The organism is Streptomyces sp. NPDC087422 (assembly GCF_044744145.1).
Classification (GTDB): Bacteria; Actinomycetota; Actinomycetes; order Streptomycetales; family Streptomycetaceae; genus Actinacidiphila.
The window spans coordinates 131,535-147,948 of the sequence record NZ_JBIUXT010000004.1 but is presented as its reverse complement, the minus strand read 5'-3'; the positions used below and the strand labels follow the sequence as shown (position 1 = coordinate 147,948).

The following is a 16,414-nucleotide window of genomic DNA, read 5'->3' as shown; positions in this document are numbered from 1 at the left end:
CCCGATACTGGCCGTACACGGAGCGGCACGTACAGCAGCACGCGGAGCTGTGCGCGCACGCGCAGAAGAGTACGCATACCGCACGGGCGGGTACGCGCGTGTCCCGCGCCGAGCGGGAACTGCCGCGTCGGCACCCGCGTCTTGTCCTCCAGCGGCCGGACGCACGGGCGCGCCCGCGGTGGGGTGGGGAAGCGCGACGGGCGGTGATCCCGTCCGCGCAGGAGCAGGGGGGAATTCGCCATGACCTGGGACCAGCGGGACGGAGCGGACGCCAGCGGTACGCCGGGCGGCGGCGGGAGACCGGACGGCGCCGACGCGCCGGGCGTTGACGGCACACCAGGCGCGGGCAGTACGCCGAGCGCCGGCGACACGCCGAGCGGCAGCGGCACACCGGGCAGCGGCGGCGCGCCGGAGGGCTTCGGGCCCCCGCCGCCGCCCGCGCCACCGGCCTGGCTGCCGCGGCAGCCCGCCGCGCCGCCCGGCATCCCGTCCGGATATCCGTCCGGCTACGCGCCCGGGTTCCCGGCCGGCCCGCCCGCACCACCGGCGCCGCCGCCCGCCCCGGCGAACGCGCTGCGGGCCGTCGCCGTCGGCCTGCTCAATCTCAGCGGCCTCGGCATCGGTTACGCGCTGACCCGCCGCTGGTTGGCCACGGCGGCCTGCCTGGTCGCGACCGGCGTCCTGCTCTTCGTCGCGCTGCCCGCGACGGCGGACGGCGTGTCCGGCGGCGTCGTCGTCGCCTACGCCGTCTTCCTCGTCCTCGCGGCCGCGCACGGCGCCTATCGCGGCCTGCGCACCCCGCTGTCCTGGCCGCCGCGGACGCCCGTCGCGATCGTGCTCGGCCTCGTGCTGCTCGCCGCGCCCGTCGGCGGCGTCGTCTACTACGACGGCGCGCGCGACGAGGCCACCCAGAAGATGCTGCTCGACCGCCTCGACACCGCCGACCAGCTCGTCCAGGCGGCCAAGAGCAAGCCGTTCGACGAGGCGCGCACCGACTACACCACGGCGCTGGCCGCGTACCGCGACCTCAGCGACCACCACGGCGGCTCCCGCGCCGCCAAGCGCGTACCCGACCGGCTGACCACGTACTACACGGCGGTCGGCACGCCCTACGAGCAGAAGAGGTACTGCGACGCCATCGAGCCGCTGAAGTACCTGCGGACCGTGCCCGAGCACTTCGACAAGAAGGCCCTCGGCACGCTGACCGGATGGCCGGACGACCGGCTCGCGACCTCGCTGTACGCGTGCGGTACGGCCGACCTGGCCGACGCGAGCGGCGCGGAGGCGAAGGACGGGTATCTGAGCGACCTGCTCTCCACGTACCCCAAGTCGCCGCAGGCGGCGAAGGTCGAGCCCGCCTTCAAGTCGACCATCGACGCGGCGGCCAGGGACCTGAACGGCGGCGACCCGTGCGCGGCCACCGACAAGGTGCGCGCCCTCGGCGTGCGCGCGGGCAACCTCAAGGGCGGGGACGCGGGCGTGGCCGCGGCCTTCGACAAGGACGCCCGCCGGGCCGACACCTATGTGCAGTCGGGCAGTTACACCTGCGCCGTCCACGAGTACAAGGGCGGCGACTTCAGCAGCGCGCTGGACAAGATCCGCGACTTCGTGAAGAAGTACCCGCGCGACAAGAACACCGCGTACGCCAAGAAGCTCGCCATCGCCGCCGAGGTCGCCGTGACGGTGCCCGCCGCGGGCAAGCGCATGCCGACCAAGGATTCCGGCGGCAGCATCTCCGTGACGGTCAGCAACGACAGCCCCGACCAGGTCGAGGTGCTGTTCACCGGACCGGTGACCGGCAGCTTCACGCTCAAGGGCTGCGGCGCCTGCAAGACGTACTCCAGCCAGGCGTCGGCGCAGACCTCGGCGTGCAACAACAGCGGCAGGAACTACCCGAAGAAGACGCTGAATCTGCCGGTCGGCACCACGTACTTCCTGCACAAGTCGACCAGTTCCGGCGACTCCGCGACGCCCGGCAGCGACACGGTCAAGCTCCGCAGCGGCTACATCTACACGGAGTGCGCCTATGTGGTGCGCGATTCGGCGCTGAGTTTCTGAGGCGCCCGGCTTCCGAGGCGCGGGCTTCTGAGGCGCGGGCTTCTGAGGCGCGAGCTTCCGAGACCTGAGCTTCCGCGACCTGAGGTTCCGAGGCGCGTGCTTCCGAACCAGTAGGCCGTGGGCGGTTGACGGCCCGCGACCCGCGCGGACACGGCGGGGCCCGGACGACCGGGCCCCGCCGTCGTCACTCCGCGATGCCGCGCGTCAGCAGCACGACGGTCACGAAGGTGCGGTAAAGCCGCACCGGATCCTCGTCGGTCATCCGTACCGTCACCGCGTCCGCCGGGTCCCGCTCGACGCCCGTGATCCAGGTCGCCATCTCCGCCAGGTCCGGATTGCGCATCCGCACCGTCAGCGTCGCGGGCAGCGCGATGTCCGGCAGGGCCGCCGACGGCAGCCCCTCGACCGCCCTGCGGGCGGCGTCCCGGATCACCTCGCGCGCCTCCTCCGGGTGCAGGCTGTCGGCCGCGAACCGCGACACCGACGACTTCACGACCGCGCCCACCGCGCCGGGACAGAACGGCTCCAGCTCGGCGGCCGTCGTCGCGTCCCCGGTGACCAGCAGCACCGGCACCCCGTGCCCGAGCGCGACCAGCGCGTTGATCCCGCTCTCGCCCGCGACGACCCCGTTGAGCCGCACCTCGCTGATCGCCGCCGGGTTGTACGTGTGCGACAGCGTGGCCCGCTCGCCCGACATCGAGCCGTGGTACGAGACGAAGAAGACCCCGTCGTACGAGGAGTCCAGGCCCTGCATCATGTACAGCGGCTTGTGGCGGCCGGACAGATAGCGGGCCCGCCCGGCCAGTTCGTCCGGGCGCAGATTGGCCATCGTGGAGTGCGAGTCGTTGACCAGGAACGCGTTCGCGCCGCCCGCTTCCGCGCCCTCGATCGAGGCGTTGACCTCCGCTTGGAGCAGCGTGCGGTAGTACGCGTACTCGGGCTGCCCAGGACGGCACTGCGACCAGTCGACGACGCCCGCCGTGCCCTCCATGTCGGAGGAGACGAAGATCTTCACAGCACGGTCCGGGGGCGGAATTCGGGCTCGGTCGACGCGTCGCTCATCAACGCGTAGACGCTGCCCTCCTGTCCGGCCGCGCCGCCGTGCCTGCCGTCGGGGGTCAGGGCCAGCGCGCGCAGCTCGGAGCGGAACTCGTCGGGCAGGGTGGCCGCGTCGGCGAGCGCGTCCCGGCACGCGTCGGACGGGTCGAGCCCCGCCGCCAGCAGGTCGACGATCGTACGGGCGGTGCCGCCGCGCATGCTCAGCTCGCCGCGGCCGGTGCAGGCGGCGCCACCGGAGCGCAGATCGCACCAGTTGCCCGCGCCGGGCAGCGCGGAGTCGCCGACCCTGCCGGGGTACTTGTACGGATAGCCGGAGGTCGAGACCCCGACGCACATCTCGCCCGACGCGTCCAGCGCGATGATGTTGATCGTGCCCCAGGGGCCGCCGTGCGGGGCGAGCCGGCGGATCAGCGCGAGCGCGCTCTCCCGGTAGCGGGCGTCGCCGTCGGTCGCCGCGGTGTTCTCACCCTCCACCGACTCCTGGGAGTCGGCGACCTGCTTGCGCCACTGCTCGCGCGAGGCGTCGGTCAGCAGGTCCGCGGTGTCGAAGCCGCACTCCCGCGCGAACAGCGCGGCGCCCTCGCCGACCAGCAGGCTGTGCTGCGGCAGTCTCTCCAGCACCGCGCGGGCCACCGAGATCGGGTTCGGGTACCCCTTGAGCGCGCCCACCGCGCCGAACTGCCGCCCGGAGCCCAGCATCAGGGAGGCGTCCAGCTCCACCACGCCCTGCGCGTTGGGCAGTCCCGCGGTGCCCACGTAATGGTCCGCCGGATTGTCCTCGCAGCGGCGCATCGCGGCCTCGACCGCGTCCAGCGCCGAGCCGCCGCGCCGCAGCACGTCCATCCCGGTCGGCAGTCCGACCTCGCTGCGCTCACTGCCGATGATCACCGCTTCGGGCATGTTCCTCCTGTCCTGTGCCTGACCGGCCGGAGCCCCCGTCGTGTGGGGGTTCCCGCCGCTTCGCCCGTCCGACCTGCGTATACGCGCCCGCGTATACGCAGCGCCGGACGTCTGCGCAGTCTGGCACCAGCCGCCCGCGCCGCGGTACCCGGCCTCGCCGGGACCGGGGAAGGGACCTTGGGCGGGCCCCGGTCCCACGCTCCGCCCGCGCTCCGCCCGCGCTCCGACCGGGACCCCGCCGGTCGCTCCGACCAGGACCGCGCCGGGACCCCTCCGGGGCCGCCGTCCGCCGTGAAAAACCATGCGGGGCCCGCCGCGCACCGGGGGGAGACTGGGCCGCGTGGACACGATGACGCGCTTCGGCCTGGCGGTGGTGGAGTGGGCCGCGGGCGGTACGGGAGCCGCGGCGGCCGAGGCGGCGGCGCGCGAGCTGGCCGCGGCCACGCACGTGAGGACCGCGGTGCTGGTAGAGGGGACCAGCGACCAGGCGGCGGTCGAGGCGCTCGCGGTCCGGCGCGGCCGGGACCTGGCCGCCGAGGGAACGGTCGTCGTGCCGCTCGGCGGCGCCATGAGCATCGGACGCTTCCTGAGCCTGGTCGGCCCCGAAGGGCTCGACCTGGCGCTGGCGGGCCTGTGCGACGAGGCGGAGGAGGGTTACTTCCTGCGCGCCCTGGACCGCGCGGGCGTCGGCTCGCCCCGCGACCGTCCGCAGATGGAGGCGCTCGGCTTCCACGTCTGCGTCGCGGACCTGGAGGAGGAACTGATCCGGTCCCTGGGCACCGACGCGGTACGGGAGGTCGCGGCCGAACTGGGCGAGGCGCGCTCCTTCCGGATCTTCCAGAAGCAGCCCGCGCAGCGTGAGCGCCCGGTCGACCGCCAGCTCCGGCGCTTCATCGGCACCCACAGCGGACGCAAGTCGCAGTACGCGCACGCGCTGGTCGACGCGCTGGAGCCGCACCAGGTCCCGCGCCCGCTGGACGGGCTGCTCGCGCACATCTGACCGCGCACCGCTCCTGCGGACAGAGCCACGCATACGGTGACGGATTCGTCGCGTCCGCACGCCCTCCGTGCCCGCGCCCCTGGACAACCAATGTTGTCATGATGTCGATCTCCTCCCTAGGATGCGGAGCATGCCGATCCCCGTGACGGCCACCGAACCAGGCGGCCGGGAGCAGTCCGCGGCCGTCCCCGCCCCTCCCGCCGAGGCCGCGGGACCCGGTCGAGCCGCTGAGCCCACCGCTTCCGTCGAGCGGGCCATGACCGGCCTGACCGACGCCGCCGTACGCGACCTCGTCGGTGAACTGGCCGCGCGATTCGACGAGTTGGCGCCGGGCGACACGTCGTGGGGGCAGCACCCCGAGCCCGCCGCCGCGCCGCTGAACCGGCTGCGCGTGCTGGCCCATCTCATGCGTGCCGTCGACCGGTGCGCGGCGCAGGAGGCCGCGGCCGCGGTCCGGCTCGGCGCGAACTACCCGCGGCTCGGCCAGGCGTGGGGCATCACCCGGCAGGGCGCCCGGCGGCGCTGGCCAGGACTCGTCTTCACCTCGAATCCCCCCTCGAGGCCCCTCATGATCAGGAGCGACCCGATGAACGCCCTCACCCCGCGCCGCACATACAGCGTCCTGCTGGTCGAGGACGACCCCGCGGACGCCCTGCTCATCGAGGACGCGCTGTCCGAGGGCGGCATGACCCGGCAGCTCTCGCACGTCGGCGACGGCATCGAGGCGCTGGAGTACCTGCGCGACCCGGAGCACGAGCGCCCCGACCTGATCGTGCTCGACCTCAACATGCCGCGCATGAACGGCCGCGAATTCCTCGCCGTCCTGCGGGACGACGACGAATTGGGCTCCATTCCGCTGGTCGTGCTGACCACCTCGGCGGCGCCGGACGACATCGCCGACGCCTACCAGAAGCACGCCAACGCGTATGTGACGAAGCCGGTCAATCTGGACGATTTCCTTGAGGCCGTGCAGCGCATCGACGCCTTCTTCCTGGAGACCTCCGCCACGCTGCCCGCGCCCGGCGAATAACCGCTCGGACCCGTCCCGCACCCCCGCATAGGGTGCGGGAATGGCCGACACTTTCTCCCCACCCACCCCGGGGGACATCCGAAGCCCTGTCCGCTTCCTGCTGTGGCTGGTCAGGAACCAGCCCGGCCGGGTCGCGGCCGGGGCGACCCTCGGCACCGTGTGGATGCTCGGCCTGGCCGTACCGCCCTATCTGCTCTCCCGCGCCGTCGACGACGGTCTCCGACCGCGCGACCACACCGCGCTGTTCGGCTGGGCCGCGGCGATGTTCGGCGTCGGGGTGCTCAACGCGTTCATCGGCATCGCCCGGCACCGCACCATGACCAAGGTGCGGATGGACGCCTCCTTCCGCGTCGTACGCGCCACCGTCCGGCGGGCCACCGAACTGGGCGCCACGCTGCCGCACCGGATGAGCGCGGGCGAGGTGGTGGCGATCGGGATGGCCGATGTCATGGTGATCGCCCAGTCGTTGACCGTCACCGGGCCCGGAATCGGCGCGGCCGTCTCGTATCTGGCGGTCGCCGCCGTGCTGCTGTCCATCTCGCCGCTGCTCGCCCTCGTGGTGCTGGCCGGTGTGCCGATGGTCGCCGTCACCGTCGGCCCGCTGCAACGCCGCCTCCAGCGGGTCGGCACCGGCTACCGCGACGAGCAGGGCGAACTGACCGCGCTGCTGGTCGACGTGGCGACCGGGCTGCCCGTGCTCAACGGCCTCGGCGGCAAGGACGTCTACGCGGCCCGCTACCGCCGCCGCTCGCAGGCGCTGCGCGACCAGGGCTACCGGGTCGGCTCCGTCACCAGCTGGGTCGGCGCGCTCGCCGTCGGGCTGCCCGCCCTCTTCCTCGCCCTGGTCACCTGGCTCGCCGCGCGCATGGCGGCCGACGGCTCGCTCGCCATCGGCGAACTGGTCGCGGTGTACGGCTACGCGGCCATGCTCGTCGTCCCGGTCTTCTTCTTCATCGAGGGCGGCAACGACGTGGCCCGCGCGCTGGTCGCCGCCCGCCGCGTGACCGGCTTCCTCGCCCTGACGCCGGAACAGTCCGACGGCGCGCACCCGGCGGCCGCCCCGCCGTCGCCCGCCGCGCTGCGCGACCCGCTCTCCGGCGTCGTCGTCCGCCCCGGCGTCCTCACCGCGCTCGCCTCCGCCCGCCCCGCCGACACCGCCGCCGTCGTGGAACGCCTCGGCCGCTTCGCCGCCTCCGACGCCGAGTGGGGCGCCCTGCGGCTCGACACCGTCGCGCTGCGCGAGACACGCGAGCGCGTCCTGGTCGCCGACAACGATGCCGCGCTCTTCAGCGGCACCGTCCGCGAGGCCGTCTCGGGCCGCGCCGACCCGGACGACGCCACCGTGCGCGCCGCGATCCGCACGGCCGCGGCCACCGACATCGTGGACGCGCTGCCCGCGGGCCTCGACTCCTCCCTCAGCGCGGGCGGCCGCAATCTCTCCGGCGGCCAGCGCCAGCGGCTCCGGCTGGCCCGCGCGGTCTGCGCCGACCCCGAAGTGCTGCTGGCCGTCGAACCCACCTCCGCGGTGGACACCCACACCGAGGCCGCGATGGCCACCGGGCTGCGCGCCGCGCGCACCGGCCGGACGACGGTGGTCACCACCACCTCGCCGCTGGTGCTCGACCGGGCCGACGAGGTCGTCTACCTCGTCGAAGGGCGCGCGGTCGCGGTCGGCCCGCACCACGAACTCCTGAACACCGAGCCCGGCTACCGCGCGCTGGTCTCGCGCGGCGCACAGGAAGAGGCGATCCGATGACCGCGCCGAGCGACCCGCCCGCGGCGGACACCGAACCGTCCCGGCGGGACGGCGTCCCCGTCCCGCGCCCTGCCGCCGGTACCAAAGTCCTGACCGCGCCGGGGGAGCCGCCCGCCGGGCAGGCGCCCGCCGCCCTGTCCGCCGCGCTCCCCGTCGCCGACCAGGAGCGGGTGCGGCGCGCCGCCGTCGGCGAGCTCGCCGCCGACAAGCGCGCGTTCTCCGCGGTCCTCGGCCTCAACGCGCTGGCCGCCGCGGCCGGCCTCGTCAGCCCGTGGCTGCTGGGCCGGATCGTGGACACAGTCAGGGGCTCGACCGGCCACGCCGCGGTGTCCACCGTGGACCGGCTGGCGGTGGCCATCGTGGTCGCAACGGTCGTCCAGACGGTGCTGTCGCGCTACGCGCTCAACCTCGCGGCCCAGTTCGGCGAGCGCGCCGCCGCGCGGATCCGCGAGCGCTTCGTGGACCGTACGCTCGCGCTGCCCGCCGCCGTCGTGGAACACGCGCCGACCGGCGACCTCGCGGCGCGCGGCACCACGGACATCGACGTCGTGGCGACGACGCTGCGCAGCGACGTGCCGACCGTGCTGATCGCCACCATGCAGGCGCTGTTCATCATCGTCGCCGTGCTCGTGCTCGACCCGCTGCTCGGCCTGTGCGGGCTGTCCTGCCTGCTGGTGATCGCGGTCGCCACCCGCTGGTACCTGCGCCGCGCGCGGACCGCGTACCTCGCCGAGGGCGCGGCCAACTCCGTACTCGCCGAAGTCCTCGCGGCGACCGCGGGCGGCGCCCGTACCGTCGAGGCCCTCGGCCTCCAGGAGCGGCGGATCGCCACGGCGGAGGCGGCCATCGCCGGCGCCGGACGCGCCCGCCTCGGCACCCTGTGGCTGCGCTCGGTGTACTTCCCGAGCGTCGACATCTCGTACGCGCTGCCCGTCCTCGGCGTGCTGCTCGTCGGCGGCGCGCTGTACGACCACGGCGGTGTCTCGCTCGGCACGGTCGTCGCCTCCGCGGTCTACCTGCGGCAGCTCGTCGGGCCGCTGGACACGATCTTGATGCGGGTCGAGCTGTTGCAGAGCAGCGGCGCCTCGTACGCGCGGGTCGAGGGCCTGGACATGCTGCCGCGTACGCGCACCGACGCCGACGCGGTACCGGCCGACGACCGGATCGAGGTCAGCGGCGTCCGCTACTCCTACGACCACGTCGGCGACATCCTGCACGGCGTGGACCTCGACGTGCGGCAGGGGGAGCGGCTGGCCGTCGTCGGTCCCTCGGGCGCGGGGAAGTCGACGCTCGGCCGGCTGCTGGCCGGGATCGACCGGCCGCGGGCGGGCTCGGTCACCGTGGGCGGTGTGCCGGTCGCCGACCTGCCGCCGGACCGCCTGCGCCGCCAGATCGTGCTGGTCACCCAGGACCACCACGTCTTCCGCGACACGCTGCGCGACAATCTGCTGATCGCCCGGCCCGCCGCCACCGACCAGGAGCTGCGCGCCGCGCTGGACGCGGTCGACACCGGCTGGGCCGACGACCTGCCCGACGGCCTCGACACCCGCCTGGGCGGCGACGGCCGCCACCTGGACGGCGCCAGGGCGCAGCAGCTCTCGCTGGCGCGGGTGATCCTCGCCGACCCGCACACGGTGATCCTGGACGAGGCCACCGCCCTGCTGGACCCGGCCACCGCCCGCAGCACGGAACGCGCGCTGGCGACCGTGCTGGAGGGCCGCACCGTCATCGCCATCGCCCACCGGCTCCAGACCGCCCACGACGCGGACCGCGTCGCCGTCATGGAGGCCGGGGTCGTCACCGAGCTGGGCACCCACGACGAGCTGGTCACGGCCGGCGGCGGCTACGCGGCGCTGTGGCACTCCTGGCACGGCGAGTAGCCCGCCGTCACCGGCGGGCCACTCGGGGGCGGTGTCACCAGCGCACCGGCAGCCGCTCGGGACCCCGGATGAGCAGGCCGCCGCGCCATTGGAGCCCGGCCGGGTCCGCGTCGAGCGCCAGGGCGGGGAAGCGGTCCAGCAGGCCGCGCAGCGCGATCCTGGCCTCCAGGCGGGCCAGCGGCGCGCCCAGGCAGTAGTGGATGCCGTGCCCGAAGGCGATGTGGCCCCGGGCGTCGCGGCGGATGTCGAAGCGGTCGGGGTCGGGGAAGCGCGCGGGGTCGCGGTCGGCGTCGGCGAGCGCGACCAGCACCAAGCGCCCGTCACCGGGGATCACCGTGCCGCCCACCTCGACCGGAGCGGTCGAGAAGCGGTAGGTGGGCGTCTCCACCGGGCCGTCGTAGCGCAGGATCTCCTCGACCGCGCCCTCCATCAGACCTTCCGGGTCGGCGCGCAGCGCGGCGAGCTGCTCGGGGTGGGTGAGCAGGGCCAGGACCCCGTTGGAGATCAGGTTGACCGTGGTCTCGTGGCCCGCGACCAGCAGCACCCAGGCCATGCCCAGCAGCTCCTCGGCGTTGAGCCGGTCGCCGTCCTCGTCCGCGGTGTGGATCAGGGCGCTCATCAGATCGTCGCCCGGCCGCTCGCGCTTGTCGGCGACCAGGCGGACGAGGAAGTCGTTCATCGCGTCCGCCGCGTCCGCCCTGGCCCGCGCCGACGAGGTGGACAGCGCGATGTTCGACCAGGCCCTGAACTGCTCGCGGTCCATGAAGGGCACGCCGAGCAGATCGCAGATGACCGAGATCGGCAGCGGGAAGGCCAGCGACTCCACCAGGTCGCCGCGGCGCGAGGGCTCCTTCGCCATCGCGTCCAGCATGCCGTCCGCGAGCGCCTGGACCCGCGGCGCCATCGCGTCCACCCGGCGGGGGGTGAACTCCCGCGCCACCAGCTTGCGCAGCCTGCTGTGCACCGGCGGATCGGTACTGAGCATGGACAGGCCGGACGCCACCGTCCGCACTCCCAGTTCCGGCGCCGCGTTGGACCACACCTTCGACAGCCGGGCGTCGTTGAGGAGCGCGCGGCCCGCCTCGTACCCGACGACCAGCCACGCCTCGTGGCCCTCGGGGATCACCACCCGGTGGACCGGCCCCCGCGCGCGCAGCTCCGCGTAGACCGGATACGGGTCGCGTCTGAACTCCTCGCCGAGCGCGCCGAGATCGACGACGGCGTCCGTGGTCATACGTGTCCTCCCCGGGGGACAGCGGCCGGGAGTCCGGCCGGAGGCTGGGCAGCGTGCCGAGGGGACGTTACGGCGTCACGGGCCGTCGCACCGCGTGTTCGGGGCTTCCCGCCGGGAGATCGGCGCGATCCCGCCCCTGGCCCCGGCGCGCGCCTCATCCGTATCCCGCGTGTTCTCCCGCCCCACCGCTGTCCAGGATCACCGGATACGTCTGTGACGTAGGCTTTTGTCATGGGCTCGGGCTGCGGGACAGCGCCGTGCCGAACCGAAAGTGGGCCGGAATGGACGTCGTGTACGCAGGGGGGCCGCGCGTATCCGGCCGCCTGCTCGCTCGCGTCGCGCGTGTCGTGCCCTCCGCCGTGCTGGTCGGAGCGGGCTCCGCCATCGTCGGCACCGCCCCCGACGGTCACTTCGGGCTGGCCCTGGCGGTCGTGCCCTTCCTGGCCGCCGCGGTGCACTCGGTCACCGTCACCGCCGTCCTCGGCGCCCTCACCGTCGCGATGTACGCCTCGCTGCGGCACTGGCTGACCGAGGGCACCGACCTGTGGCTGGTCAAGCTGGCGTTCCTCGCCGCCTCCGCCGTGGTCGCCGTCCTGATCAGCCAGGCCAGGGTCAGGGCGCAGCAGCTCACCCGCAGCCGCGACATCGCCCTGGGGCTCCAGCAGGGTCTGCTGCCGCACAAGGTGCCGCGCAACAGCGCCGTGGACGCCAGCTACCGCTACGTGCCCGCCGACACCGCGGCGGGCGTCGGCGGCGACTGGTTCGACGTGATCCCGCTGTCCGGCACACGGGTCGCGCTCGTCATGGGGGACGTGGTGGGCCACGGCATCCACGCCGCGGCGATGATGGGGCGGCTGCGTACCGCCGTGCACACCCTCGCCGACCTCGACCTCGCGCCCGACGAACTGCTCTCCCGCATGGACGACCTGGCGGTACGCCTCGCCGACGACGACGCGGACCGCGAGCTGGGCGCCACCTGCCTGTACATGGTCTACGACCCCATCTCGCGGCAGTGCACGGTGGCCAGCGCGGGCCACACCCCGCCCGCGTTCGTCCACCCGGACGGCCGGGTGGAATTCCAGCGGCTCGCGGAGAATCCGCCGCTCGGCGTCGGCGGCACGCCCTTCGAGAGCAGCACCCTCACCCTCGACGAGGGCACGGTCGTGGCGCTCTACACCGACGGCCTGCTCGACCTGCGCCACCAGGGCACCGACGCGGCCGTCGCCGCCCTCGCGCGGGCCCTGCTGCCCGCCACCGACAGCCTCGACGCGCTGTGCGACCGCGTCTGGTCGGGGCTGCCCGCGGAACACGACGACGACGTGGCGCTGCTGCTGGCCCGCACCAGGACCCTGGACGGCGCGAACGTCGCGAGCTGGGAGTACCCCGCGCTCCCGGAGAGCGTCCCGGCCGCCCGCGCCGCTGTCATGGCCCGGCTGGAGGAGTGGGGCCTGTCCGACCACGCCTTCGCCACCGAACTGGTGGTCAGCGAACTGCTCACCAACGCCGTCACCCACGCCCGCGGCCCGGTCTCGCTCCGGCTGATCAGGGACGCGGGGCTCATCTGCGAGGTCTCCGACGGCAGCGACACCTCGCCGCACATGCGGCACGCCCAACTCCTGGACGAGGGCGGGCGCGGCCTCTACCTCATCGGGCAGCTCGCCGACCGCTGGGGGACGCGCTACAGCGAGGACGGCAAGACGATCTGGGTCGAGCAGCACGTCCCAGCCCTGAGCGGGGCCTGAACGGGCAGCGCCCCCCGTCGGCCGGAAGCCGACGAGGGGCGCTGCGATCTCACGAACCGGTGCGGTCTACCAGCTCGTCAGACCGGCACCGTAGGGGTAGAGCGGATTCCCGTACGTCGTCGGCACCGTCTGACCGGCGTCGATCTTCGCCCGGATGTCGGCCCGCTCGGCCGCGGTGGCGCCGAGGTCGTAGGGCAGGTCCCACGCCTCGTTGGCGTCCGCCTGATTGTCGCCGCCACCGGGCTTGAGCACCTGGTCGAGGCTTCTGGGCAGCTGCCAGGGCAGCTTGCCGCGCGGGGTGTAGTCGCCGAAGAGCAGGCTGGCCGTCGCCGGTCCGACCTCCTCACCGCCGCGGTAGGTCACCACGATGGCGTCGGCCAGGTTGTTCCAGTCGCTCATGACGATGGGTCGGGGCAGGGTCAGCACGACCACCACCGGAATTCCCTGGTTCTTGAAATTCTGGATGAGGGCGAGCTGGTCCGCCGGGAGATACGGCTGGGTGTCGGGCCACGAGGTGGCGTGGGTGTACGACGGTTCGCCGACCGCCACGACCGCGAGCTTCGGGGCCGGTCCGGTGTCCTGGTAGACGTTGACACCGGCCGTCGCCGCTCTCGCCTTGATCGCGTCGAGCACGGTCAGCGAGCCGTAGTCCGGGTGGAAGTAGCTGGACCAGATGCAGCACGCGGCGCCGTCGGTCGCCCGCGGACCCGCTACCACGATGTTGTCACCGGAGTTGAGCCTGATCGGCAGCACACCGTTGTTCTTCAGCAGCGTGTTGGACTCCCGCGACGCCTGGTTGGCCAGCGCCGTGTAGCTCGGCTGGTGGAAGCGGTACGGGCCGTTGACCGGGTCGCCGTACGGGTGGTCGAAGATGCCCAGCTCGAACTTGAGCTTCAGGATGCGCGTGACCGCGTCGTTGATCCGGGCCAGCGGCACGCTGTTCTCGAAGCTCGCCATGGTGAAGTCGGCAGCGCCCGGGTCGGCGCCGCCCATCACGTCGGAGCCCGCGTTGGCCGCGTTGATCCAGGCCGTCGACGGCAGCCAGTCCGTGGTGATCAGACCGGTGTAGCCGAGATTCTGCCGCAGGTAGGTGAGGATCTTCGCGCTGTCGCCCGCGCCGGGACCGCCCGGGTCGAGATACGAACTGCCCGCGTAGCCGGGCATGATGTTGACCGCGCCCGCCTCCATCGCGGCCTTGAACGGGATCATGTGGTACTTGATCGTGACCCCGTCGTAGACGATGCCGGCCTCGCCGCCCGCGCCCTCACCGGGCCAGTGCTTGACGGTGGCGAGCACCGAGCCGGGGTTCAGCTCCGGGCCGCCCTGCAAACCGGCCACCAGCGCCCGCAGTTGGGCCGCCGCCACGTCGGCGTTCTCGCCGCCGCCCTCCTGGATCCGCGGGTACAGAACCTTCGTGCCGACCTCGGCCAGCGGGGACAGCGTGCCGCGCGCGCCGACCTCCAGCTCCTCCTTGCGCTGCATGTCGCCGAGCTTGTAGTCGAGCGGATAGTCCTTGCCCGCCGCCAGGGTGCTCTGCAACGGATACGTGGTCTGGTAACCGGCGGTGGTGTCACCGGCCGAGACCGGCGGGATGCCCAGCCGGGTGGCCGCCGTGGACTTCAGGACGTTGTCCAGGTCGGCGGGTTGCGCCGGTCCGAAGTGCCAGCCGGACATCGGGTACGACTGGACGTTGTAGAACATCTGGAACGCCTTCTCCTCCAGCGTCATCCGCCCGAGGAGATCACCGACCCGCGTGTCGACCGGCAGCCGCCAGTCCTCGTACGGCTCGATGGAGCCGTCCTTGTTGAGGTCCCGCGCGCCGTTGATGATGCTGATGCCGTCGGCCGCCTGCTTGACGTCGGGCAGGTAGACGCTGAACGTGCGGATGTTGGACGTGGTCTTCGCGCCCGAACCGCTGACCGAGACGACGAACCACTTGTACGTCCAGCGGTCGGTGATGTCCCAACTCGGCGTGTAGGAGGTGCCGGTGGGCTCGGCGACCTTGGTGTAGAGGTCGAGCAGATTGCCCGACGCGGTGAAGTCGTAGTCGGTGCGGCTGATGTTGAGCCACACCTCGTAGTGCGCGGCGCCGCCGACGGCCGCCCAGCTCAGCGCGGGACGCCGGGTGTTGGTGACCATGGCCTTGTCGGCCGGTGCGGACAGCGCGAACTGGTTGAGCGTGGCCGGGGCCTTGGTGGGCGCCGAGAGCAGCGGCGGGGTCGCGGTGGAGTTGTCCACCGTGCCGTACACCTGGAACTCCCAGAGCGAGTAGCCGTATCCGGTGGCGCGGGCCGTGCCGGTCAGCCGGACGTAGCGGCCCTGGCCGGTGACGGGCAGCCGCTCGATGCCGCCGGGGCCGTTGGCCGTGGTGTAGATCGGCGTCCACGCCGTGCCGTTGTCCGAGACGTCGATGTGGTAGCCCTTGCCGTACGCCGACTCCCAGTTGAGCACGATGCCGCTGATCTTGCCGATGTTGCCGAGGTCGACCTGGATCCACTCGTTGTCCGTGGAGAGGCTGGACCAGCGGGTGGTGGTACGGCCGTCGAGAGCGGCGGCCGGGGCGTTGCCGCCCTCGTACGACGAGGCCGACACCTGCTTGTAGGCGGAGATCACCGTGCCGGAGAAGTCCCCGCCGCCGCCGTTGGTGGGCGGGGTGGTGGTGCCCCCGGTGCCGCCGCCGGTCCCGCCGCTCCCGGTGGTGTACACCTGGAACTCCCAGAGGGAGTAGCCGTATCCGGTGGCGCGCGCGGTGCCGTTCATCCGGACGTAGCGCCCGGTGCCGCTGACCGTGAGGTTCTGGGTGCCGCCGGTACCGGTGGTGGTGGAGTAGACGTCGGTCCAGGTGGTGCCGTTGTCCGAGACCTGGATCTTGAAGGCGGTCGCGTAGGCCGCCTCCCAGGTGAGACCGACCTTGCAGACCGCCTGCGAGGAGCCGAGGTCGACCTGGAGCCACTGCGGGTCACCGGCCGCGCTGGACCAGCGGGTGCCCGCGTTGCCGTCGACGGCCGCGGAGGCGGGGGTGCCCGCGTTCTCCGTGGAGGACGCCGTGGCCGGGTGGTTGAGCGCGGCGTTGGCGGTGCCGCAGGTGCCGCCCGCGGCTCCGGTCGAGCCGTAGACCTGGAACTCCCAGAGGGAGTAGCCGTATCCGGTGGCGCGCGCGGTGCCGTACATCCGGACATAGCGCCCGGAAGCGTTTACGGAAAGGGTCTGCTTTCCGCCGGGTCCCGTCGTGGTCGAGTAGGCGTCGGTCCAGGTCGTGCCGGTGTCGGAGACCTGGATCTTGAAGGCCGTGGCGTACGCGGTCTCCCAGTTGAGGCTGACCGAGCTGATGGTCGCCGACGCGCCGAGGTCGACCTGGAGCCACTGCGGGTCACCGGCCGCGCTGGACCAGCGGGTGCCGACGTCGCCGTCGACGGCGGCCGAGGCGGGGGTGCCCGCGTTCTCGGTCGAGGAGGCGGTGGCGGTCTTGCCCTGGGACAGCAGGGTGTCGGCCGCGTGCGCGGTACCGGTCGTGGTGCCGATGGCACCGCCGGTCGCCAGGGCCGCCGCGAGGGCGACGGCCACCAGCGGTCTGCGCCGTCTGACGGACCTCAGAAATGTGGACAGGAGGCTCATGTGCATCTCCACGTGGGGGTGTGATGACTCTGATCACCGTGGAGGCCGTCGCCGGACGGGCGACGGGCGGCAGGCGGCGGCATCCACGGTGGCGGCTGCGAATTGCTCCGGACTCGTCGCACAATGGCCGGAGATGACGG

At 73.2% G+C, this 16,414-nt stretch carries 9 protein-coding genes and 2 pseudogenes; 6 read left to right on the top strand and 5 right to left on the bottom strand.

What is annotated here, in order from left to right; translation table 11 throughout:
- The first annotated feature begins 240 nt into the window (after nt 1–240).
- Entirely contained in the window at nt 241–2,058 is a 1,818-nt protein-coding gene (locus tag ACIO6U_RS14155) for a hypothetical protein (protein WP_401718764.1), read from the top strand.
- A gap of 184 nt (nt 2,059–2,242) precedes the next feature.
- Here ACIO6U_RS14155 and ACIO6U_RS14150 read toward each other — a convergent pair whose 3' ends face one another.
- Together ACIO6U_RS14150 and ACIO6U_RS14145 are read right to left on the bottom strand one after the other, a co-directional pair.
- Nucleotides 2,243–3,073 carry a M55 family metallopeptidase gene (locus ACIO6U_RS14150; RefSeq protein WP_355341672.1) on the bottom strand — a complete coding sequence of 277 codons (831 nt, stop codon included), beginning with the start codon at nt 3,071–3,073 and terminating at the stop codon, nt 2,243–2,245.
- Nucleotides 3,070–4,017 (bottom strand): N(4)-(beta-N-acetylglucosaminyl)-L-asparaginase, encoded by a 948-nt coding sequence (locus tag ACIO6U_RS14145; RefSeq protein ID WP_401718761.1) that lies wholly within the window; start codon nt 4,015–4,017, stop codon nt 3,070–3,072. Before ACIO6U_RS14145 ends, ACIO6U_RS14150 begins: the two co-directional genes overlap by 4 nt.
- A gap of 340 nt (nt 4,018–4,357) precedes the next feature.
- On the opposite strand from ACIO6U_RS14145, the gene ACIO6U_RS14140 reads away from it, so the two are divergent.
- The 4 genes from ACIO6U_RS14140 to ACIO6U_RS14125 all read left to right on the top strand — a co-directional run bounded on the left by ACIO6U_RS14140 (nt 4,358) and on the right by ACIO6U_RS14125 (nt 9,683).
- Complete coding sequence (locus ACIO6U_RS14140) at nt 4,358–5,017, top strand: TOPRIM nucleotidyl transferase/hydrolase domain-containing protein (protein ID WP_401308351.1); 660 nt, start codon at nt 4,358–4,360, stop codon at nt 5,015–5,017.
- Nucleotides 5,018–5,147: 130 nt separating this feature from the next.
- Nucleotides 5,148–6,047 carry a response regulator gene (locus ACIO6U_RS14135; protein ID WP_355341680.1) on the top strand — a complete coding sequence of 300 codons (900 nt, stop codon included), beginning with the start codon at nt 5,148–5,150 and terminating at the stop codon, nt 6,045–6,047.
- Between the two features lie 40 nt (nt 6,048–6,087).
- Nucleotides 6,088–7,803, top strand: a complete 1,716-nt coding sequence (locus tag ACIO6U_RS14130; protein WP_401718757.1) for an ABC transporter transmembrane domain-containing protein — start codon at nt 6,088–6,090, stop codon at nt 7,801–7,803.
- Nucleotides 7,800–9,683 carry an ABC transporter ATP-binding protein gene (locus ACIO6U_RS14125; RefSeq protein ID WP_401718754.1) on the top strand — a complete coding sequence of 628 codons (1,884 nt, stop codon included), beginning with the start codon at nt 7,800–7,802 and terminating at the stop codon, nt 9,681–9,683. The genes ACIO6U_RS14130 and ACIO6U_RS14125 overlap by 4 nt, the downstream gene beginning before the upstream one ends.
- 34 nt (nt 9,684–9,717) lie before the next feature.
- On the opposite strand, the gene ACIO6U_RS14120 is transcribed toward ACIO6U_RS14125, so the two are convergent.
- Complete coding sequence (locus tag ACIO6U_RS14120) at nt 9,718–10,917, bottom strand: cytochrome P450 (protein WP_401718751.1); 1,200 nt, start codon at nt 10,915–10,917, stop codon at nt 9,718–9,720.
- A gap of 281 nt (nt 10,918–11,198) precedes the next feature.
- Between ACIO6U_RS14120 and ACIO6U_RS14115 the strand changes: the two genes are divergently transcribed.
- Nucleotides 11,199–12,659, top strand: a complete 1,461-nt coding sequence (locus ACIO6U_RS14115) for a SpoIIE family protein phosphatase (protein ID WP_391163172.1) — start codon at nt 11,199–11,201, stop codon at nt 12,657–12,659.
- Between the two features lie 66 nt (nt 12,660–12,725).
- On the opposite strand, the pseudogene ACIO6U_RS14110 reads toward ACIO6U_RS14115, so the two are convergent.
- Together ACIO6U_RS14110 and ACIO6U_RS14105 are read right to left on the bottom strand one after the other, a co-directional pair.
- Nucleotides 12,726–14,270: pseudogene (locus ACIO6U_RS14110) on the bottom strand (glycoside hydrolase family 3 C-terminal domain-containing protein); the annotation flags it as partial.
- Nucleotides 14,271–14,873: 603 nt separating this feature from the next.
- Nucleotides 14,874–16,274 (bottom strand): annotated as a pseudogene (locus ACIO6U_RS14105) (discoidin domain-containing protein); the annotation flags it as partial.
- Between the last annotated feature and the right edge of the window lie 140 nt (nt 16,275–16,414).

Bases quoted from the DNA above. Each gene is read 5' to 3' on its own strand.
- ACIO6U_RS14155 (WP_401718764.1), top strand. From the start codon at position 241: ATGACCTGGGACCAGCGGGACGGAGCGGACGCCAGCGGTACGCCGGGC.
- ACIO6U_RS14145 (WP_401718761.1), bottom strand. From the start codon at position 4,017: ATGCCCGAAGCGGTGATCATCGGCAGTGAGCGCAGCGAGGTCGGACTG.
- ACIO6U_RS14135 (WP_355341680.1), top strand. From the start codon at position 5,148: ATGCCGATCCCCGTGACGGCCACCGAACCAGGCGGCCGGGAGCAGTCC.
- ACIO6U_RS14130 (WP_401718757.1), top strand. From the start codon at position 6,088: ATGGCCGACACTTTCTCCCCACCCACCCCGGGGGACATCCGAAGCCCT.
- ACIO6U_RS14125 (WP_401718754.1), top strand. From the start codon at position 7,800: ATGACCGCGCCGAGCGACCCGCCCGCGGCGGACACCGAACCGTCCCGG.
- ACIO6U_RS14120 (WP_401718751.1), bottom strand. From the start codon at position 10,917: ATGACCACGGACGCCGTCGTCGATCTCGGCGCGCTCGGCGAGGAGTTC.
- ACIO6U_RS14115 (WP_391163172.1), top strand. From the start codon at position 11,199: ATGGACGTCGTGTACGCAGGGGGGCCGCGCGTATCCGGCCGCCTGCTC.